Source organism: Actinoallomurus sp. CA-150999 (assembly GCF_050942425.1).
Lineage (GTDB): Bacteria > Actinomycetota > Actinomycetes > Streptosporangiales > Streptosporangiaceae > Actinoallomurus.
This window is the reverse complement of record NZ_CP192063.1, coordinates 6,130,519-6,151,263: the sequence shown is the minus strand read 5'-3', so window position 1 is coordinate 6,151,263 and position 20,745 is coordinate 6,130,519. Positions and strand designations below refer to the sequence as shown.

Here is a 20,745-nt window from a genome sequence, read left to right as displayed (position 1 = left end):
ATGATTTGCGTTAGACTGTCGCCGTCGCGACGAGGAAGGGGGCTTCGGGTGACGCGATCGGACGAGGGGGCCATCGCCGACTTTCGGGAACGGTTCGCGCAGATCATGGTCGAATCCGGCATGCCCCGGATGGCCTCGCGCGTGTATGCCACGCTGCTGGTCACCGACTCCGGCAAGCTGTCGGCCGCCGAGCTCGCCGAGCGACTGGACGTCGGCGCGTCAGCGATCTCGGCAGCGGTCAAGTACCTGGTGCAGGTACGGCTGGTCGAACGCGGCCGCGAACCCGGTACCCGACACGACTTTTGCCGGATCCACGAGCACACCTGGAGCCACTACATCAGCCAGTCCGACCCGGTGCTGGTCCGGATACAGGCCGGCGCCGACGAGGGCATTGCGCTCTTGGGTCTCGACTCCCGCGCCGGGCAGCGGCTGGACGAGACCCGCCGGTTCTTCGCGTTCATGCGCGAGGAGATCAAGCAGTCGATGGCGAAGTGGCGGCAGCTCCAAGCGGCCGAACGCGAGACGGGCTAGACGGCCGGCTGACGACCTGAGGGGGGTCATATCGGCCGTCACCGGCGGCCGCTCGCCCCTGCGGGTTCGTCCACGGATTCCCTTTAAGCCGCGGTCGACCGGGGGACCGCCTGTCACGTCACCTCCGCTCAGGGCGACCGCCGGCGTCCGGGGAGAGGTCGCCGGCCGCGATGCGCAAGGCCACGAGGCGTTCGGTGACCTCGGCGGCTTCTCCCTGCGTCAGGCCGGGCAGGCCGAAGGCGGACTCGTTCAGTGCGGCCGTCGCCTCGCGCGCCATCGCGCTCCCTTCCTCGGTGATCTTGGCCAGCACGACGCGGCGGTCGTCGGGGGAGGGGCGCCGTTCGACGAGCCCGCGCTGTTCGAGTCGGCTGATCACGTTGGTGACCGACGCGGGGTGGACCATGAGGCGCCGGCCCATCTTGCCCATCGGCAGGCTGCCGGTGCGGGTCAGGGCCAGGAGCTGCAGCGCCTCGTAGGCGGCGAAGGTCAGGGCGTACGGCTTGAGGGTCTCCTCGATCCGGCTGAGCAGGAGCTGCTGCACGCGCATGATCGAGGTCACGGCGGCCATGTGATCCGCGTGTTCCGGCCAGCGCCGGGTCCACTGCCGGTGGGCTTCCGCGATGGGATCGAAGGGCTCGGGCACCGGCTCACCGTATGGGAGATCGGTGACGGACGCGACGGCCGGCCGGTTCGCCGCCCGGCGCCTTGACCGATTCCGGGCGACGCCCTACTTTGACTTCAAAATATTGGACGTCCAAGTAACTGGCATGCTCGGCTGTCCGGCGCTGCGGCATCCGATTCTCGGGGAGGACATGGTGACCGAATCCACCAACGAGGATCTGCATCGGCCGGTGCATCCGGTGCGGTTCGTGACGGCGGCGGCGTTGTTCGACGGCCACGACGCCGCGATCAACATCATGCGGCGCATCCTGCAGTCGCAGGGTGCCGAGGTGATCCACCTGGGGCACAACCGGTCGGTGCAGGAGGTCGTCGACGCCGTCGTGGAAGAGGACGCGGCGGGAGTGGCGGTCAGCTCGTACCAGGGCGGTCACGTCGAGTACTTCGAGTACCTGGCCCAGGCGCTGAGGCAGGTGGGCCGGGGACACGTGCGGGTCTACGGCGGTGGCGGTGGCGTCATCGTCGCCGAGGAGATCGCCCGGCTGGCGGACGCCGGGGTGCGCATCTTCTCGCCCGAAGACGGCCAGCGTCTCGGCCTGCCGGGAATGATCAACGAGCTGATCCGCGACTGCGACGTGGACCAGGCCGCCGAGCCGTCCCCGGCCGAGGCCGTCCTGGCCGGGGAGCGTCATGCGCTGGCGCGCGCCATCACCTGCCTCCAGGACGGCAGGCTCCCGGCGACGGACCGGGAGGCGCTGGCGGCCGCCGCCGGCTCCCGCCGCGTACCCGTCCTGGGCATCACCGGCACGGGCGGCTCGGGCAAATCCTCCCTCACCGACGAGCTGGTACGCCGGCTGCGCACCGACCAGCAGGACAAGCTCCGGGTCGCGGTGCTGGCGGTCGACCCGACGCGCCGCCGTGGCGGCGGCGCGCTCCTGGGCGACCGGATCCGGATGAACTGCCTCGACGGCGACCATGTCTTCTTCCGTTCGCTGGCCACACGCGGTGCCCGCGAGCTGCCGGAGAACATCGAAGCGGTGATCGACGCCTGCAAGGCGGCCGGATACGACCTGGTGATCCTGGAGACGCCGGGGATCGGGCAGGGCGACGCGGCGCTCGTCCCGTTCGTCGACGTGTCGCTGTACGTGATGACACCGGAGTTCGGCGCGGCCTCGCAGCTCGAGAAGATCGACATGCTGGACTTCGCCGACGTCGTGGCGATCAACAAGTTCGAGCGGCGCGGCGCCGCCGACGCCCTGCGCGACGTGTCCCGGCAGCTGATCCGGAACCGGGAGGCGTTCGGCGCGCGCCCGGAGGACATGCCGGTCTTCGGGACGAGCGCCGCCACGTTCAACGACGACGGCGTGACCGCCCTCTACCGGCAGCTGACCGGTCTGCTCGCCGAGCACGGCCTCATCCTGCAGCCCGGGGTGCTACCGCCCGTGGAGGGCCGTACCTCGACCGGTGCCGCCCAGATCGTCCCCCCGGCCCGCGTACGGTACCTCGCCGAGATCGCTGAGAGCGTACGCGGGTACCACGCCGAGACCGCCCGTCAGTGCGCCGCCGTCCGGCGCGTACAGCGCTTGAGCGAGGTCGCCGCGGAGCTCACCGGCGAACCCGCCGCCGCCGTGACCGAACTCCTCGATCGAGCGCGCCGCGACGTCGCCCCCGCCGACGCCGAGCTCATCGAGACCTGGCCGGCCGTCGTCGAGGCGTACTCCGGAGAGGAGCAGGTCGTACGGATCCGGGACCGGGAACTGCGCACGCGACTGACGCGCGAGTCCCTGTCCGGCAACCGCATCCCGCGGGTCGCGCTGCCGCGCTACACCGACCACGGGGAACTGCTGCGGTTCCTGCGCGAGGAGAACCTGCCCGGGCGGTTCCCGTTCACGGCGGGGGTGTTCCCGTTCAAGCGGGAGGGCGAGGACCCGGCGCGGATGTTCGCCGGAGAGGGGGACGCCTTCCGGACGAACCGGCGGTTCAAACTGCTGTCGGCCGACAGTGAGGCGACCCGGCTGTCGACGGCGTTCGACTCGGTCACCCTGTACGGGCGGGACCCGGGGCAGAGCCCGGACGTGTACGGCAAGGTCGGCACCTCAGGGGTGTCGATCGCGACGCTGGAGGACATGAAGGCCCTCTACGACGGATTCGACCTGGCCGCCCCGACGACCTCGGTGTCGATGACGATCAACGGGCCGGCTCCGACGATCCTGGCGTTCTTCCTCAACACCGCGATCGACCAGGCACTGGACGCCTTCCGGAGCGAACAGGGCCGCGAGCCGACCGAGCAGGAGACGGCCGACGTCCGGGCCCGTACTCTCGCGACGGTGCGGGGCACCGTGCAGGCCGACATCCTCAAGGAGGACCAGGGACAGAACACCTGCATCTTCTCGACCGAGTTCAGCCTGCGGATGATGGCCGACATCCAGGAATGGTTCATCGCCCACCAGGTCCGGAACTTCTACTCGGTGTCCATCTCCGGCTACCACATCGCCGAGGCCGGCGCGAACCCCATCAGCCAGCTCGCCTTCACCCTCGCCAACGGGTTCACCTACGTGGAGGCGTATCTGGCCCGCGGCATGGACGTCGACGCCTTCGCTCCGAACCTGTCGTTCTTCTTCTCGAACGGGATGGACCCGGAGTACAGCGTCCTGGGCCGGGTGGCCCGGCGGATCTGGGCGACCGTGATGCGGGACCGCTACGGCGCGAACGAACGGTCGCAGAAGCTGAAGTACCACGTCCAGACGTCGGGCCGGTCGCTGCACGCGCAGGAGATGGACTTCAACGACATCCGTACGAGCTTGCAGGCCCTCATCGCCATCTACGACAACTGCAACAGCCTGCACACCAACGCCTACGACGAGGCCGTCACCACGCCCACCGAGGAGTCGGTGCGTCGGGCCCTGGCCATCCAGCTCATCATCAACCGTGAGTGGGGTCTGGCGATGAACGAGAACCCGCTGCAGGGCTCCTTCATCATCGATGAGCTCACCGACCTGGTCGAGGAGGCGGTGCTGACCGAGTTCGACCGGATCAGCGAGCGCGGGGGAGTGCTGGGGGCGATGGAGACCGGCTACCAGCGCGGCCGGATCCAGGACGAGTCGATGCTGTACGAGCGGCGCAAGCACGACGGGACCCTGCCCATCATCGGCGTCAACACCTTCCGGAACCCCCACGGCGAGACGGCCACGGCCGGGCCGGTCGAACTGGCCCGCGCGACGGAGGCCGAGAAGCGGTCCCAGCTCGAGCGGGTCGGCGACTTCCAGAACCGCCACCGGGAGGAGGCGCACGCCGCACTCGTCGCCCTGAAGGACGCCGCCAGGAACGGCGACAACGTGTTCGCCGCGCTGATGGACGCCGCGCGCGTGTGCAGCCTGCAGCAGATCACCGACGCCTTCTTCGAGGTCGGCGGCCAGTACCGCCGCAGCATCTGACAGGGAGACCCATGAGTGACATCACGCGTGTCGGCGTCATCGGCTGCGGCCTGATGGGGTCCGGCATCGCCGAGGTCTGCACCCGTTCCGGGCTGGACGTCATCGTCCGGGAGATCGACGAGTCCGCGGCCGAGGCCGGGCGCGCCCGCATCGAGAAGTCGATGCGGCGAGCCGTCGACGCCGGCAAGCTGGGCGGGGAGGACCGGGACGCCGCGCTCGCCCGGCTGACCTTCACCACCGGGCTGGACGCCCTGGCCGACCGCGACCTGGTCATCGAGGCGGCGACGGAGAATCCCCAGGTCAAGGCCGCGCTGTTCGCCGAACTCGACGCCGTCGTCAAGCGACCCGACGCGATCCTGGCGACCAACACCTCGTCGATCCCCATCATCCAGGTCGCCCGTGCCACCACCCGGCCCGCTCAGGTGGTCGGGCTGCACTTCTTCAATCCGGTACCCGTCCAGCGGCTCGTCGAGGTGATCCCCTCGGTGCTCACGGCCGAGGCCGTGCTCGAGCGCGCCCGCGTCTTCGCCACCGAGGCGCTCGGCAAGACCGCGATCACCGCGCCCGACCGGTCCGGGTTCGTGGTCAACGCCCTGCTCGTTCCGTACCTGCTGTCGGCCGTTCGCATGCTCGAGGCGGGCCACGCCACCGCCGAGGACATCGACACCGGCATGACGCTCGGCTGTGCGCATCCGATGGGCCCGCTGCGCCTGTGCGACCTGATCGGCCTGGACACCCTCGTCTCGGTCGCCGAGTCGCTGTACGAGGAGTTCAAAGAGCCCCTGTACGCTGCCCCGCCCCTGCTGCGGCGCATGGTCGACGCCGGCCTGCTCGGCCGCAAGAGCGGCCGCGGCTTCTACGACTACCAGGAGAAGTGATGACCGACGTCCCCTTCTTCGAACTGCCGGAGGAGCATCGGATGCTCCGCGAGACGGTGCGCTCGCTGGCCGATGACAAGATCGCCCCGCGGGCGGCGGAGACGGATGAGACCGGGGAGTTTCCCCAGGCCGTCTATGACGCGCTGGTGCAGGCCGACCTGCACGCCGTGCATGTCCCCGAGGCCTACGACGGAGTGGGCGCCGACGCTTTGGCCACCGTGATCGTCATCGAAGAGGTCGCCCGGGCCTGTGCCGCCTCCTCGCTGATCCCGGCGGTCAACAAGCTCGGCACCGTTCCGATCCTCCTCTCGGGTTCTGAGGACCTGAAAAAACGCTACCTGAGCCCGGTCGCCCGCGGCGAGGCCATGTTCTCGTACGCCTTGTCGGAGCCGGAGGCGGGCAGCGACGCGGCGGCGATGAAGACCAAGGCCGTGCGTGACGGAGACCACTGGGTGCTCAACGGCACCAAACGGTGGATCACCAACGCGGGCGTCTCGGACTACTACACCGTGATGGCCGTCACCGACCCCGGCCAGGGTGCCCGCGGGATCTCGGCGTTCGTGGTCGAGAAGAACGACCCGGGTGTGAGCTTCGGCGCACCGGAGAAGAAGCTCGGCATCAAGGGCTCCCCGACACGCGAGGTCATCCTCGACGACGTACGGATCCCCGCCGACCGGATCATCGGCGCCGAGGGCACGGGTTTCAAAACCGCCCTGGCCACCCTCGACCACACCCGCGTCACCATCGCCGCCCAAGCGCTCGGCATCGCCCAGGGCGCCCTGGACTACGCGATCGGCTACGTCAAGGAACGCAAGCAGTTCGGCAAGCCAATCGGCGACTTCCAGGGCGTCCAGTTCATGCTCGCGGACATGGCCATGAAGCTCGAGGCGGCCCGCCAGCTCACCTACGCCGCCGCCGCCAAGTCCGAACAGGCGATGGAGGGCGCGAAGGTCTCCGACCTGACCTTCATCTCCTCCGCCGCCAAGTGCTACGCCTCCGACGCCGCGATGGAGATCACCACCGACGCGGTCCAGCTACTCGGCGGCTACGGCTACGTCAAGGACTACCCCGTCGAACGCATGATGCGCGACGCCAAGATCACCCAAATCTACGAAGGCACCAACCAGATCCAGCGCGTGGTGATGGCCCGCCAACTCCTCAAATAATCGCCGGCGCGAGCATTCGCTCGCCCAAGGACACCAACACGGGGAGCAGCCCCGGGGCGCATTCGGCCGCCCCGGGGCCATGTTGCGTTGGGGGAGACGGTCGTTCAGCGCCCACTCCTAAATGAATTTGATTCGGTTGTGGCTAACCTGCGAGCTATCGCCCCAACCTGGGTCGATTAGAGGCTAGCTGGATTGAGTTCAGTTCTATACGCTCTCCTTCACGTCGGCAGGTACGTGACCACGCCGAAGGAAGGAGAGTCGGATCATGAGTGCCACTCAGAGTTCGGCCGTCCCAGGGCCCGGGCCAACGCTCCACGATCCGCGTTCAGTGCGTCGCGCGATTCTCGCCGGAAGCATCGGCACCCTGATCGAGTACTACGACTTCAGCATCTACGGCTACCTCGCCGTGGCGTTCGCTCCGCAGTTCTTCCCGAGCAGCGACCCGACCGCCTCGACGCTCGCGGCGCTCGCCGTGTTCGCGACAGGGCTCGTGGTGCGGCCGATCGGCGGCATCTTCTTCGGGCGGCTCGGCGACCGATGGGGCCGCCGGAAAGCGCTGGTCGCCTCGGTGATGGCCATGGGCATCGCCAGCAGCGTCACCGCTCTCCTGCCGACCTATCACCAGATCGGGGTGACGGCGGCCGTGCTGCTCTTCCTCATCCGGATGGTCCAGGGGATCTCCTCAGGCGGCGAGTCCGTCGGCGCGTACACCTACGTCTATGAGTCCGCACCGCCTCGGCGCCGTGCGTTCCTCGGCGCGTTCACGCCCATCGGGTCCAATCTCGGGTTCGCGTTCGCCGCGGCCACGGCCGGGGTGGTCTCCGCACTCACCACCAAGTCGCAGATGGCCGACTGGGGCTGGCGACTGCCCTTCCTGATGGCCGTGCCGCTCACCCTGATCTGTCTGTGGGCCAGGCTGCGGATCGAGGACACCCCCGAATTCGCGGAGGCCGCCCGGCACGACGACATCCCCACGGCTCCGATCCACGAGGCGCTGTCCACCCACCGCAAGGCGCTCCTGCAGTCCATGGGCCTGGCCATGGCCCAGGGCGGGGCCGTCTTCCTCGGACTGACCTACATCGGCATCCACCTGACCGCCGATCTGAAGTACGACCCGACCCACGTCTTCTGGCTCAGTGCCGGAGTCGTCCTCGTCACCGTGCTGCTCATGGTGCCGGTGGGTCTGCTCACCGCCCGGTTCGGCTGCCGGCGCGTCCTGCTGGTCGGGCTGCTCGGCTTCCTGGTCACCGCCTATCCGGCGATGGCGCTGATGGGGCGGCACAGCTTCGCCCTGGCCGCCGCGGCGTACCTGCTGTTCATGCTGAGCAGCGCGATCGTCCAGGTTCCGGCGGCCAGCCTGTGGCCGCGCCTGTTCGAGCGCCGGGTCCGGTACACCGGCATGGCGATCGGATACAACATCGGCACCGTTCTCGCGGGCGGAACGGCCCCCTACATCGCGACCTACCTGGTCCACCGGACCGGGAACCCGATCTCTCCGGCGTTCTTCGTCATGCTGGTCTGCGCGATCGGCATCGCAGCCCTCATGACCGTCCGCGAAGACGTGTAGATCCGTCGGCGACCCGATGACCGCCGCCCCACTTGGGAGCGGCGGTCATCGACGTTCTGGTCAGACATCGGGAGGCGAAGGATCGGCGTGGCCGCCGAGACCGATGGTCTGGCCGCCGTCGATGAGGAACTCGCCGCCCGTGGTGTAGGAGGCATCGTCACTGGCGAGGAAGAGCACCATGCGCGTGACCTCCTCGGGCTCACCGATCCGCGGTATCGGCTGACGCGCGAACAGCTCGGGGGAGGCGCTGTCGCCCATCGGAGTCCGGATCACGCCCGGGTGCACGGAGTTGACGCGCACCCCGGTGCCGGCCATGTCCAGCGCCGCGGCCTTGGTCATGCCCCGTACGCCCCACTTGCTCGCCACATAGCCGATGCCGCCGGCGAACCCCGTGAGACCGGCCGCCGAGGAGATGTTGACGACGGAACCGCGGCCGCGGGCGCGCATGCCGGGCAGGACGGTGTGCATCCCGATGAAGGCGCCCACCAGGTTGACCTCGATCATCTGGCGGAAGTGCGCGGGCGACAGTGCCTCCACACCGCCGAAATGGACGATCCCGGCATTGTTCACCAGGACGTCCACGGCGCCGAAGGCCTCCTCCGTCTCGCGGACCACGGACGACCACGACGGCTCGTCCGTGACGTCGAGGTGGTGGTACCGGGCGGCGGGGAGTTCCTCGGCCAGTGCCGCTCCCTCGTCGTCCAGCAGATCGCAGATGACGACCCGAGCGCCCTCCGCGGCCAACGCGCGCGCATGTGACGCGCCCATGCCGCGGGCCCCGCCGGTGACGATGGCGATTCTTCCGTCGAAGCGCATCCCGAGAATCCCTCCTGTACGCGGTGATCAGGGCACGAAGCCGTGCCACGCGGACATGCGAACCATGGGGCGCTCGCCCGCGCGGGCAGGATCAGTCGGGAACGAGCACGACCCGCCCCCGTACCCGGCCCCCGCGGAGCCGGTGCAGTGCCTCCGGCGCGGCGGACAGCGGAAGCCGCTCCGTCTCGACCCGGATCGCGCCCGCGCGTGCGAGCGCGACGACCTCGGCGAGTTCGGGGCGGGTTCCCCAGTACGGCAGCGAGAGTCTGAAGCCCGGCGGCAGGAGGCCGGGCTTGCGGACGGTCAGGTGCCCGCCGCCGCTGCCGACGACCGCGAGTTCGCCCCCGGCGCGCAGCAGGCCGACCGCCAGCTCGATCGATTCGGGGCCGCCGACGAAGTCGAGCACGGCGTCCACCCCTGAACCGCCGCTCTCCGCCCTCAGCACGCGATCGGTGTCCGCCCGCATCAGGGTGACGTAGTGCGCGCCGGAGCGATGCGCGAGGGCCAGAGCCTCCTCGCGGACGTCGACCGCCAGGATGCGGCTGGGAGTGATCGCAGCGAGGAGTTGCACCGCCAGATGGCCGAGGCCGCCGACGCCGATGACGAGGACGGTGGTGCCCTCCCCGAGCATGTGTCGTAGGCCGGCCACGGCGTGGTAGGAGGTCAGTGCCGCGTCGGACAGCGGCGCGGCCTGCTCGGCCGGCAGGTCGCCGATCGGTACCAGGTGGCGGGCGGACGGCGCCAGCACATGGCCGGCCATTCCGCCGTCCCGGCCCAGGCCGAGCCCGTGCCAGGAGAGGGCGTCGCGCCGGTCGCAGTAGTTGTCCCGGCCGGCCGCGCAACGATCGCAGCGGCCGCAGCCCCACGGGCCGTACAGCACCACGCGTTCACCGACCGCCACCCCGTCGGTGTCGGGTCCGAGCGATGCCACCCGTCCGGCGACCTCATGGCCGAGGGTGAACGGCGGCCGATAGGGGAGAGCACCCGCGGGCGCCTCGAGGACGTGCAGGTCGGAGCGGCAGAGCCCGGCGGCCTCCACCCGGACCAGCACCTCGGCGCCGTGCGGCACGGGCCGCTCGACCTCGGTCAGTGCCGGAGGCTCTCCCCAGGCCGTCAGCCGCAGCGCTCTCATCGTCACCCACCCCAAGTCCGGCCGACCCCGTGGCCGCCACGATAACAGAGGTGAAATCGATTCAGGGAGCGGCGTCCGGTGTCAAGATGGCACGTCTGCACCTGTTGTTCGGCTGGCATCGTCTGCCTAGAGTGGCGAATCGAGTTCAGTTCGCTTGCATCCTCCTCACCTCGCACGACGGAGACCCCCATGAACCATCGCCACCCCGAGATCGATCCCCAGCTGCTGTCGGAGACCGACGAACAGCGGCAGTTGCGCGCCATCCTGCGGGGCTTCTACGCCGAGACCAGCGGGCCCGAGGACGTCCGCAGGCATCTGGCCACTCCGCGCGGCCACGACGAGGCGCTCTGGACCCGGCTGGCCGGCGAGATCGGCGTGCACGGGCTCGCCATTCCCGAGGAGTACGGCGGGGCCGGGTTCGGCTTCGCCGAGCTGGCGGTGGCCCTGGAGGAGTCCGGACGTGCGCTGTACTGCGCGCCGCTGCTGTCCACGGTCGTCCTCGCCGCTCATGCCCTCCTGGAGGGCGGCGACCGGGACGCGTGCGAGCGCTATCTGCCGCGCATCGCGGACGGAACGCTCACCGCGACCGTGGCCGGATTCGACGCCGACGCGCCCGCCGTCGAGGCCCGGCGGGACGGCTCGGGCTGGACGCTGCGCGGCCGGGCGGACTTCGTGCTCGACGGGGCCGGCGCGGACCTGATCCTGGTGCGGTCCCGGACGCCGGACGGCCCCCGGCTGTTCGCCTGCGAGCCGGCCTCCGGCACCTGCCGGCGGACTCCGCGCCGTGTCCTGGACGAGACGCGCCGCCAGGCGCTGGTCGAGTTCCGGGGAGCCCCGGCCACCGCCCTCGGCGCGGAGGATCACGCCGAGGAGACGGTCACGGCGACCCTCGACGTCGGACGGGCGGCGCTGGCGGCCGAGCAGATCGGCGGCAGCGGGCACGCGCTGGACGCCACGGTCGAGTTCGTCGCCCAGCGCCACCAGTTCGGGCGTCCGATCGGTTCCTTCCAGGCGCTCAAGCATCGGATGGCCGATTGGCTCGTCGCGATCGAGGCGGCACGTTCGGCGTCCGCGTACGCGACCGCCTGCGTGGCCGCGGCGTCGCCGCAGCTCCCGGTGGCCGCGAGCGCCGCCGCCGCGGTCTGCTCCGAGACCTTCCGCCTGGCGACGGCCGAGTACGTCCAACTCCACGGCGGCATCGGCTTCACCTGGGAGCACCCGGCGCATCTGTACGTGCGCCGGGCGCGCAGCGACGAAGTGCTGTTCGGCACGGCGGACCAGAACCGTACGCGCCTCGCCGAACTGGTCGGCCTCGCCCCGCAGCCGGCCGCGTGAGACACGGAAGGCCGAAGATCTGGTGAATCAACTTCGATTTAACGCCAGCCAAGGCCTCCTTGTGCCTGGGGTCGGTCGCCCGTCGCGACGGCGAATCCACGCCGGTGAAGGCGATCCATCGATCGAGGTCCGGGCTTGACAGGCCGTCGGGCGATAGCCAAACTCGTAGTGAATTCAGTTCAAATCGGACTCGGAGGTCGGGGCCATGGCAGTTGAAGACGAGATCCAGTTCGAGCGCGACGGCCATGTCGCGCGTGTCTGGCTCAACCGCCCGTGGAAGAAGAACTGCGTCACCGTTCCGATCCTGGACCGGCTCGACGAGATCATCACGGAGGTCGACGAGGACCCCGAACTGCGCGTCCTGATCGTCCGCGGCCGCGGCGGCACCTTCTGCTCGGGCTTCGACCTCGACAGCCTGAAGGAGGACTACGTCGGCAGGTCGAACGCCATCGACGTCGCCGTGAAGTCGGCCAAGGTGTGCGACCGCCTCTACTCGATGAAGACCCCGTCGGTCGCGGTCCTGGAGGGCCACGTCACCGCCGGCGGCTTCGAGATCATGATCTCCTGCGACTTCGCCATCGCGGCGGACGACGCCCAGATCGGCGACTTCCACATCCGGCGCGCGCTGTTCGGGGGAGCGGGCCCGATCTACCGGGTACCGCGCATGATCGGTATCCGGAAGACCAAGGAGCTGATGCTCACCGGCAAGCTCCTCTCCGGCGTCGAGGCCGCGGAGTTCGGGCTGATCAACAAGTCCGTCCCGGGAGAGGAGCTCGATGAGGCGGTCCAGGACTTCATCGGCGACCTCATCGACAAGAGCCCCTTCACCATGTGGCTCACCAAGATGACGATCGACCGGAGCCTGGACGCCGACACCCAGTCGCTGATGGTGATGGAGCACCTCGCCGTGGGTGTGGCGCTCAACTCCGAGGATGCCAACGAAGGCGTCTCGGCCTTCCTGGAGAAGCGCGAGCCCAAGTGGACGGGGCGCTGACCGGAATGCCGACGGTTCCGCGGAGCCCGGCCGCCGGGCTCCACGGCTCGCGCTGCTCGGGCTGCTCGGTGACGGCCTACCCCGCGGCCGGCACCTGCCCGCGCTGCGGCGGGCCGGCCGAGCCGGCGGCCTTGAGCAGCGCGGGCAGGCTCTGGACGTGGACGGTGCAGCGGTACGCCCCGAAGTCACCGCCCTACCGGGTCCCGCCGGGCGGCTTCGAGCCGTTCGCGGTCGGCTACGTCGAGCTGGAGGAGGGCGTCCGGGTGGCGGCCGTACTGGAGATCGACGATCTGGACGACATCCGGATCGGCATGCCTCTCACGGTGACCGCCGGCGACGGCGTCCCGCAGGCCCGGCCCGCGCTCCCCGATGAGGAGCGGGCATGAGCGGTGACGTCGTGATCTGCGGTGCCGGCCGCACCCCCTTCGGCCGGACGGAGGCGAGCGGCCGGCAGCTGGCCGTCGGCGCGGTGAACGCCGCACTGACCGACGCGGGGATCCCCTGGTCGCGGGTCCGGGCCGCGTTCGGCGGCAGCGACAACGCCGGGCTCGCCGACACGCTGGTGGCGCAGCTCGGCATGACCGGGCTGGCGTTCGTCAACGTCAAGAACGGCTGCGCCACCGGCGGCAGCGCGCTGATATCCGCCGTGAACGCGATCCGCTCGGGCATGGCGGACGTCGTCCTCGCCGTCGGCTTCGACAAGCACCCGCGCGGCGCCTTCGACCCGCGGCCCGAGGATTGGGGACTGGGGGAGGAGTACGGCGGCGACGGCCTGATGGTGACCACCCAGTTCTTCGGAATGAAGATCCGGCGCTACATGCACGACCACGGGATCACCTCGCGGACCCTCGCGCTGGTCGCCAAGAAGGCGTACCGCAACGGCGCGCTGACTCCTGAGGCGTGGCGCCGGAAGCCGCTGTCGGCCGCGGAGATCCTCGACTCGGGGATGGTCAACGATCCACTGACCCGCTACATGTTCTGCTCGCCCGGAGCCGGCGCCGCCGCGCTCGTCCTGTGCTCGCCCGAAGTCGCGCGTACCCTGAACGGCTCCCCGGTCACCCTGCGCTCGGCCGTCGTACGGACGCGGCGCTTCGGCTCGTTCGAGGTGTTCAGCCCGTGGCTCCCCGTCGGCGAGCCGACCAGCGTCAGCCGTGACGCCTCGGCCGCCGCGTTCGAGCAGGCGGGGATCGGCCCCGGCGACGTCGACGTCCGCCAGCTCCAGGACACCGAGAGCGGAGCCGAGGTCATGCACCTGGCCGAGTGCGGTTTCTGTGAGGACGGCGAGCAGGAGCGGCTGATCGCCGCCGGCGCCACGGAGATCGGCGGCGCGCTGCCGGTCAACACCGACGGCGGCTGCATCGCCAATGGTGAACCCATCGGCGCCTCGGGGCTGCGCCAGGTCTATGAGGTCGTCCAGCAACTGCGCGGACGGGCCGGCGAGCGCCAGGTCCCCGGCGAACCCAGGGTCGGTTTCACCCACGTGTACGGCGCTCCGGGCGTCAGCGCGTGCACGGTGCTGTCCCGCTGAACGGAGGAAGCGATGAGCGACATCCTCGGACCGGAGGGGTTCCGCGCGCAGGCCCGGCAGTGGCTCGCCACCGTGGCCGGTCCACGTGCCGCCGAGGGGGAGTGGGGCAGCGGATCCGATTCCGTCGCCGTGTTCGAGAACTGGACCGAGGCGGAGGAACGCGAGCACACCGCCCGCGTCCAGGAATGGGAGCGCACCCGCTATGACCACGGGTGGGGAGCGCTGCACCGGCCGGAGAAGTACGGGGGGCGCGGCCTGCCCGCGTACTACGAGCAGCTGTACCGCGCGGAGGAGGCCGCGTTCGACGTTCCGCACCGCACCGAGATCTTCCCGGTGACGCAGCAGCTCGTCGCCCCGGCGATCGGCATCTGGGGCACCGAGGAGCAGAAGGAGCGCTGGCTGCGGCCCATGCTCCGCACCGACGAACTGGCCTGCCAGCTGTTCTCCGAGACGGAGGCCGGCTCCGACCTCGCCGCCGTGCGTACCCGGGCGGTGCGCGAGGGCGACGACTGGATTCTGCACGGCCACAAGGTCTGGACCTCTGGGGCGCAGGTGGCGACCTGGGGCGTCGCGGTGTGCCGCACCGATCCGGAGGCGAGCAAGCACGCCGGCATCACCGTCTTCCTCGTACGCATGGACGCGCCGGGCGTGACGGTACGGCCCATCCGGCAGATGACCGGCGGCACCAGCTTCAACGAGGTGTACCTCGACGGTGTGGTGGTGCCCGACACCGACCGGCTCGGACCGGTCGGCGAAGGCTGGCGGGTCACCCTCAGCGTCCTGGCGGCCGAACGGCTCGACTCCGGAGGCCTCGGCCTGGACAACGCCGACCGGGCGCTGGAACTGGCCCGGCACCTGCCCCGCCCCCTCACCGGCGGTGAACTACAGCGGGCGGCCGACCTGCACATCCGCACGCTCGTCCAGCGGCTGATCGGCCTGCGGGTGACCGCCGCCCTCGTCGCCGGGCACGAGCCCGGCGCGGAGGCGTCCGTCGGCAAGCTCTACGCCACCGAGACCATGCGGCGGACGAGCGACCTGGTGTCGGAGCTGCTGGGACCGCGCCTGGTGGCCGACACGGAGGAGTGGGGCACCTACGCGTGGACGGAGCACCTGCTGGGCGCGCCCGGCTACAGCATCGCGGGCGGCACCGACGAGATCCAGCGCAACATCCTCGCCGAGCGGGTGCTGGGCCTGCCGAAGGACCCGGCCCGATGAGCACGTTCACCGGAACGGCCGAACTGACCGTACGGGTCCGGGACCATCTCGCCCGTCGGCACCCCGGCGCGCCGGTCGGCGCGTTGCGAGCCCTGCCGGGCGGCCACTCGGGGCTGACCTACTCGGTCGTCGTCGGAGACGCCGGGTACGTCGTCAAGGCGGTGCCTCCCGGACAGCGGCCGGTCGGCCGCAACGACGTGCTGCGACAGGCCCGCGTGCTCGGCGCGCTCGCCGGGTCCGCGGTACCGGTGCCGGGCGTCATGGCCGTGGACGCGACCCAGCCCGCGTGGTTCGCCATGGAGTTCGTCACCGGCGAGGCCGTCGAGCCCGTGCTCGACGGCCCCGAGGTGGCCACCGCGACGGCCCGCGCCCGGATGCTGGACATCGCCTCCGTGCTGCGACGGCTGCACGACACCGATGTCCGCACGCCCGGCCTCGACCCGCCCGACCCGCTCGACGCCGCGGGCGAGCTGGAGCGATGGAGCCGGACCATGCACGCCGTACCGGCGGACCTGCGTCCCGGCGCGGAGGAGCTGCTGACGCGCCTGGCCGACGACGTCCCCGACGACGTCTCGGCGGTGCTCCTGCACGGCGACTTCCGGCTCGGCAACGTGCTGTGCGTCGCGGATCGCGCCGCGGCCGTCATCGACTGGGAGATCTGGAGCGTCGGTGACCCGCGCATCGACCTCGGCTGGTTCCTGCTCTTCACCGACCACCGGAACTTCCCCGGCGTCGGGCGGGCCGTGCCGGGCCTGCCCACGGAGACGGAGCTGCTGGACGCCTACCTCGGCGGCCGGCCCGCGCCGCCCGCCCTGGACTGGTTCCGGGCGCTGGGCCGCATGAAGATGGCCGCGATCATGGGTCACAACCTGCGCCGGCACCGCGAGGGTAAGCATCACGACCCGGATCAGGAGCGGCTGCCGCCCACCATCGCCGCGATGATCCGCACGGCGCGCGACATCCTCGGCTGATCCCGCCCGACGACATGAGCCAGGGCGCTCCGCACGTCTCGCGGGCGCCGGTGAACAGGAGCAATCGTGGACTTCGGATTCTCGCCACGGGCGCGCGAACTGCAGGACCGCATGCGGTCGTTCATGGAGCAGCACGTCCTTCCCGCGGAGGCCGTCTACGACCGGCAGCTGGCCGAGGCGGACGACCCGCACGCGCTGCCGCCGGTGATGATCGAGCTGAAGGAGAAGGCGCGCGCCGAGGGCCTGTGGAACCTCTTCATGACGCACGGCGACTGGGGAGCGGGCCTGACCAACCTGGAGTACGCGCCGCTGGCCGAGCTGGCGGGCCGCTCCATCATCGGCCCGGAGGCGTTCAACTGCTCGGCCCCCGACACCGGCAACATGGAGCTGCTCGCGCTGTACGGCACCCCGGAGCAGCAGGATCGGTGGCTGCGGCCCCTGCTGAGCGCCGAGATCCGCTCCTGCTTCGCGATGACCGAGCCGGAGGTCGCCAGCTCGGACGCCCGTAACATCCGCACCCGCATCACCCGCGACGGCGACACGTACGTCGTCAACGGCCGCAAGTGGTACACCTCCGGCATCCTCGACCCCGACTGCAAGCTGATCATCGTGATGGGCAAGACCGATCCGGACGCGCCCACGTACCGGCAGCAGAGCATGCTGCTCGTCCCCCGGGACACGCCGGGCGTCACCGTCGTGCGCGACCTGCCGATGTTCGGCTACACCGACCGGCTCGGCCACGGCGAGGTGCTCTTCGAAGACGTCCGCGTGCCGGCGGCGAACATCCTCGGCGGGGAAGGCGAGGGGTTCGCGATCGCCCAGGGGCGGCTCGGCCCCGGGCGTATGCACTACGCGATGCGCGCCGTGGGCTTCGCCGAACGGGCCCTGCAGCTGATGTGCGAACGGGTCACCGAACGCGTCGCCTTCGGCGGGCCGCTCGCCGACCAGGGCGTGGTACGAGAGTGGATCGCCCGCAGCCGCATCGAGATCGAGCAGCTACGCCTCCTCGTGCTCAAGTCGGCCTGGCTGATGGACACCGTCGGCAACGCCGCCGCCCGCATGGAGGTCGCCGCGATCAAGGTGGCGGCGCTGGACGTGGCCCACCGGGTGGTCGACCGCGCGGTGCAGGCGCACGGCGCGGCCGGCGTCAGCGACGACACGGTGCTCGCCCGCCTGTTCTCCATCACGCGGGCGCTGCGCATCGCCGACGGGCCGGATGAGGTGCATCTGCGGACTGTGGCACGCCTGGAACTGGCCAAGTACCGGAAGAACGACGACAAGGCGGGAACAACGTGAGCACCAACGTTCTGGAGGGCAGGGTCGCCGTCATCACCGGCGGATCGCGCGGCATCGGCCTCGGCATCGCCACCGCCTACCGCGAGGCCGGAGCGCACGTGGTGATCGCCGCCCGCAAAGCGGCAGGGCTCGCCACGGCGCGGGAGGAACTGCTACGAGTCAAGGGCGACGGCGACATCCTCACGGTCGTGGCCAACGCGGGCGAACCCGACCAGGCCGAGGCGTGCGTCGACCAGACCATGGAGCGGTTCGGCCGCATCGACGTCCTCGTCAACAACGCGGCCACCAACCCCTACCACGGCGACCTGCTCGGCCTGGACCTGCCGCGCGCGGAGAAGACCGTCCGCGTCAACCAGTACGGCATGATCGCCTGGACGCGCTTCGCCTGGCAGGCCTGGATGGGCACGCACGGGGGAGCCGTGGTCAACATCGCGTCGGTCGGCGGGCTCATCGTCGATCCGCACATCGGCTACTACAACGCCACCAAGGCCGCGATGCTGCACATGACCCGGCAGCTCGCGTACGAACTCGGGCCTGCGGTGCGGGTCAACGCCATCGCCCCCGGGCTGATCAAGACGGAGCTGGCGCGTGCCGTGTGGGAGGCCCGCGAGTCCATCCTGACCGCCAGGCTGCCCCTGCGGCGCCTCGGCACGGTGGAGGACGTGGCGAACGCGGCGCTGTTCCTGGCGAGCGACGTCTCCTCCTGGATGACCGGCCAGACCCTCGTGCTCGACGGCGGCGCGACCGCCCTGCCGATCGGAGTGGAGGAGTGAGCGCCCCCGGGTCCGCCTCCGACCTGTTCTCGCTGGAGGGCCGGACGGCGATCGTCACCGGGGCCTCGGCCGGGCTGGGCGCGCGCTTCGCCGCCGTCCTCGCCCAGGCCGGCGCCACCGTGTTCGCCGCCGCTCGCCGCACCGGTCGGCTCACGGCGCTCGCCGACTCCGACGCGCGCATCCACCCCGTCACCTGCGACGTCTCTTCAGAGGCCGACCGCGTACGGCTGGTCGAGACGGCGGTGACCGCCACCGGCCGCATCGACGTCCTGGTCAACAACGCCGCCGTGCCCGGCGAGACACGCGCGGAGGCCGAATCACCCGACGCCTTCGCCGACCTCCTCGCCGTGAACCTCACCGCCCCGTACCATCTGGCCCGCCTCACCGCCGAGGCGGCCGCGCCGACCCAGGGCAGGAGCATCGTCAACGTCGCCTCCATCCTCGGCCTGGTCACCACCGCCCCCCTGGGCGGGGCGGGCTACTCGGCGTCCAAGGCGGGGCTGATCGGCCTGACCCGCGAGCTGGCCGGCCAGTGGAGCGGCGGCGGGACACGCGTCAACGCGCTCGCGCCGGGCTGGTTCCGCACCGAGATGACCGCCGACCTGTTCGGCGACGAGCGCTCCGGCCGATGGGTCGAGCGCAACACGCTGCTGCGCCGCGGCGGCCACGAGCACGAACTCGACGGCGCCCTCCTGTTCCTCGCCTCGGACGCCTCCTCCTACTGCACCGGGCAGGTCCTGACCGTCGACGGCGGATGGACCGCGCGATGACCGTCGGCTTCGAGATCGACGAGGGCGGCCTCGCCCGCGTCACCCTCCGCAGGCCCGAGGCGGGCAACGCGATCGATCTGGAGACGGCGCGCGGGCTGCGGGAGGCGGCGCGCGCCTGCGCCGGCAAGCACGTGCGGGCCGTGCTGCTCACCGGTGAGGGACGGTCCTTCTGCGTCGGCGGGGACCTGCGGGAGTTCGCCACGCTCACGGGTGAGGCGTTGGAGAAGCACCTGATCGCGGTGACCGACGCGTTGCACGAGGCCCTGCGGGCGTTCGCCGCCATGGACGCGCCCCTGGTGACGGCCGTGCAGGGCGCGGCGGCCGGTGCCGGCATCGGCCTGGCCGCGGCGGCCGACGTGACGTTGGCGGCCGAGGACGCGTCGTTCACCGCGGCGTACACCGGAATCGGCTATTCACCGGACGCCGGGACGAGCTGGTCCCTGCCCCGGCTCGTGGGTCCAAAGCGGGCCCTGGACCTGCTGCTGACCAACCGCCGGGTGCCGGCGACGGAGGCGGCGGAGATCGGGCTGGTCAGCCGGGTCGTCGCAGCGGACGCGCTGGCCGCCGAGGCCGAGCGTACGGCCGAGGCGCTGCGCCGGGGGCCCACGGCCGCCTTCGGCGCCACCCGCCGGCTCGTCGCCGCCGGGCCGACCGCGGAGCTGGGCCCGCACCTGGACGCCGAGGCCCGTTCCATCGCCGCCCTGGCCGCCTCCGACACGGGCCGCGAGGGCGTCGCGGCCTTCCTTGGCAAGCGGACGCCGGACTTCACGCGCGTCCCGCCCGTCCCTGACCGCCGAACCCCCTAGGAGATCCCTGTGTCGGAAGCATTCATCGTCGGAGCCGGTCCGTATCCCCGTCGGCCGGCCACCATGCTCGAGCGTCTGTGATTCGGTCGATTCGCAACCGAGTTCAGGTTGGGTCTACGCTCGGTTGCGGACGGGGTGATCCACGGTCAGGAGGCAGGTCATGGCGGCGAGCTTCGTCGAAGAACCGGAGGCGGGGCCGAGGTCCAAGCGTGCCGCCGTTCTCGCGGCGGCGGTCGACTGCTTCGGTGAGACGGGTTTCGAGGCCACGAAGTGGTCCACTGTGGCGGAGCGGGTCGGCATCGGGCAGACCGCGCTCTACCACTACTTCGAGTCCAAGACCCACTGCCTGCTCACCATCATGCGGCTGGAGCTGCAGCGGTCGCACGACAAGTTCGCGGAGGCGACCGCGGACGTCGCCGACCCGGTCGACGCGCTGCGCTCGGCGGTCCGCGCGGCGTACGACGTCTCCGACCAGGAGGTTCTGCAGATGCGCATCCTGCACAACCACATGGATCTGCTGTCCGGCGCCCGCAAGTCCAAGCGCGAGGAGGCCGAGCGGGTGGCGGCCCGTCAGCTGGTCCAGGTGGTCGAGCGGGACTGGACGAACCTCCTCGTGCGCGGCATGTCCCAGGGGGCGTTCCCGCTGCGTGACGCGCAGCTGCTCGGCGCGAGCGTGCTCGGGCTCATCGTCAGCGTGTGGCGGTGGTACCGGCCGTCCGGGCCCACGCCGCTGTCGGAGATCAGCGATCTGATCGAGGACGCCTGCGTGCGCATCGTCGCCATGTGACGACTCTGGTCCCTTGCCGTGCCCTCCGGCGGACGAACGTCCGCCAGAGGGCTTTTCGGCGTCGTCCTGCGGTTCGCCGGCGGACCGCCGCCGGCTCCTTCCGGGTGTTGCCCGCGCCCGGAACCGCC

At 70.9% G+C, this 20,745-nt stretch carries 19 protein-coding genes; 16 read left to right on the top strand and 3 right to left on the bottom strand.

Annotated features, from left to right (window positions below):
• Nucleotides 1-48 precede the first annotated feature (48 nt).
• Nucleotides 49-531 carry a GbsR/MarR family transcriptional regulator gene (locus ACQP2O_RS28520; RefSeq protein WP_433170280.1) on the top strand — a complete coding sequence of 161 codons (483 nt, stop codon included), beginning with the start codon at nt 49-51 and terminating at the stop codon, nt 529-531.
• Between the two features lie 118 nt (nt 532-649).
• Here the strand turns inward: ACQP2O_RS28520 and ACQP2O_RS28515 are convergent, their stop codons facing one another.
• Entirely contained in the window at nt 650-1,174 is a 525-nt protein-coding gene (locus ACQP2O_RS28515) for a MarR family winged helix-turn-helix transcriptional regulator (RefSeq protein WP_433170278.1), read from the bottom strand.
• A 172-nt stretch (nt 1,175-1,346) separates the two neighbouring features.
• On the opposite strand from ACQP2O_RS28515, the gene icmF reads away from it, so the two are divergent.
• From icmF to ACQP2O_RS28495, 4 genes are all read left to right on the top strand, one after another.
• On the top strand, nt 1,347-4,583 hold the full coding sequence (gene icmF, locus ACQP2O_RS28510) for a fused isobutyryl-CoA mutase/GTPase IcmF (protein ID WP_433170276.1): 3,237 nt from the start codon (nt 1,347-1,349) through the stop codon (nt 4,581-4,583).
• Nucleotides 4,584-4,594: 11 nt separating this feature from the next.
• Nucleotides 4,595-5,461, top strand: coding sequence for a 3-hydroxybutyryl-CoA dehydrogenase (locus ACQP2O_RS28505; RefSeq protein ID WP_433170274.1), 867 nt, complete (start codon nt 4,595-4,597; stop codon nt 5,459-5,461).
• Nucleotides 5,461-6,627 carry an acyl-CoA dehydrogenase gene (locus ACQP2O_RS28500; protein ID WP_433170272.1) on the top strand — a complete coding sequence of 389 codons (1,167 nt, stop codon included), beginning with the start codon at nt 5,461-5,463 and terminating at the stop codon, nt 6,625-6,627. The genes ACQP2O_RS28505 and ACQP2O_RS28500 overlap by 1 nt, the downstream gene beginning before the upstream one ends.
• 328 nt (nt 6,628-6,955) lie before the next feature.
• Nucleotides 6,956-8,194, top strand: coding sequence for an MFS transporter (locus ACQP2O_RS28495; RefSeq protein ID WP_433170270.1), 1,239 nt, complete (start codon nt 6,956-6,958; stop codon nt 8,192-8,194).
• 60 nt (nt 8,195-8,254) lie between these two features.
• Here ACQP2O_RS28495 and ACQP2O_RS28490 read toward each other — a convergent pair whose 3' ends face one another.
• On the bottom strand, nt 8,255-9,010 hold the full coding sequence (locus tag ACQP2O_RS28490; RefSeq protein ID WP_433170268.1) for a glucose 1-dehydrogenase: 756 nt from the start codon (nt 9,008-9,010) through the stop codon (nt 8,255-8,257).
• Nucleotides 9,011-9,101: 91 nt separating this feature from the next.
• Nucleotides 9,102-10,142: an NAD(P)-dependent alcohol dehydrogenase gene (locus ACQP2O_RS28485; protein WP_433170266.1), complete on the bottom strand. Its 1,041-nt coding sequence runs from the start codon at nt 10,140-10,142 to the stop codon at nt 9,102-9,104.
• A gap of 189 nt (nt 10,143-10,331) precedes the next feature.
• Here ACQP2O_RS28485 and ACQP2O_RS28480 point away from each other — a divergent pair, with 189 nt between their 5' ends.
• The 11 genes from ACQP2O_RS28480 (at nt 10,332) to ACQP2O_RS28430 (ending at nt 20,617) form a co-directional block, all read left to right on the top strand.
• On the top strand, nt 10,332-11,477 hold the full coding sequence (locus tag ACQP2O_RS28480) for an acyl-CoA dehydrogenase family protein (RefSeq protein WP_433170264.1): 1,146 nt from the start codon (nt 10,332-10,334) through the stop codon (nt 11,475-11,477).
• 205 nt (nt 11,478-11,682) lie between these two features.
• Nucleotides 11,683-12,471, top strand: coding sequence for an enoyl-CoA hydratase/isomerase family protein (locus ACQP2O_RS28475; protein WP_433170262.1), 789 nt, complete (start codon nt 11,683-11,685; stop codon nt 12,469-12,471).
• Entirely contained in the window at nt 12,456-12,857 is a 402-nt protein-coding gene (locus ACQP2O_RS28470; RefSeq protein ID WP_433170260.1) for a Zn-ribbon domain-containing OB-fold protein, read from the top strand. The genes ACQP2O_RS28475 and ACQP2O_RS28470 overlap by 16 nt, the downstream gene beginning before the upstream one ends.
• Nucleotides 12,854-13,999: a thiolase family protein gene (locus tag ACQP2O_RS28465; RefSeq protein WP_433170258.1), complete on the top strand. Its 1,146-nt coding sequence runs from the start codon at nt 12,854-12,856 to the stop codon at nt 13,997-13,999. Before ACQP2O_RS28470 ends, ACQP2O_RS28465 begins: the two co-directional genes overlap by 4 nt.
• Before the next feature lie 12 nt (nt 14,000-14,011).
• Nucleotides 14,012-15,214 carry an acyl-CoA dehydrogenase family protein gene (locus tag ACQP2O_RS28460; RefSeq protein WP_433170256.1) on the top strand — a complete coding sequence of 401 codons (1,203 nt, stop codon included), beginning with the start codon at nt 14,012-14,014 and terminating at the stop codon, nt 15,212-15,214.
• Nucleotides 15,211-16,185: a phosphotransferase family protein gene (locus tag ACQP2O_RS28455; protein ID WP_433170254.1), complete on the top strand. Its 975-nt coding sequence runs from the start codon at nt 15,211-15,213 to the stop codon at nt 16,183-16,185. The genes ACQP2O_RS28460 and ACQP2O_RS28455 overlap by 4 nt, the downstream gene beginning before the upstream one ends.
• A gap of 66 nt (nt 16,186-16,251) precedes the next feature.
• Nucleotides 16,252-17,481, top strand: coding sequence for an acyl-CoA dehydrogenase family protein (locus tag ACQP2O_RS28450; protein ID WP_433170252.1), 1,230 nt, complete (start codon nt 16,252-16,254; stop codon nt 17,479-17,481).
• On the top strand, nt 17,478-18,254 hold the full coding sequence (locus ACQP2O_RS28445; RefSeq protein WP_433170250.1) for an SDR family oxidoreductase: 777 nt from the start codon (nt 17,478-17,480) through the stop codon (nt 18,252-18,254). Before ACQP2O_RS28450 ends, ACQP2O_RS28445 begins: the two co-directional genes overlap by 4 nt.
• Nucleotides 18,251-19,024 (top strand): SDR family NAD(P)-dependent oxidoreductase, encoded by a 774-nt coding sequence (locus ACQP2O_RS28440; RefSeq protein WP_433170248.1) that lies wholly within the window; start codon nt 18,251-18,253, stop codon nt 19,022-19,024. The genes ACQP2O_RS28445 and ACQP2O_RS28440 overlap by 4 nt, the downstream gene beginning before the upstream one ends.
• Nucleotides 19,021-19,830 (top strand): enoyl-CoA hydratase-related protein, encoded by an 810-nt coding sequence (locus ACQP2O_RS28435; protein WP_433170246.1) that lies wholly within the window; start codon nt 19,021-19,023, stop codon nt 19,828-19,830. The genes ACQP2O_RS28440 and ACQP2O_RS28435 overlap by 4 nt, the downstream gene beginning before the upstream one ends.
• 160 nt (nt 19,831-19,990) lie before the next feature.
• Nucleotides 19,991-20,617, top strand: coding sequence for a TetR/AcrR family transcriptional regulator (locus ACQP2O_RS28430; protein WP_433170244.1), 627 nt, complete (start codon nt 19,991-19,993; stop codon nt 20,615-20,617).
• Nucleotides 20,618-20,745: the final 128 nt, after the last annotated feature.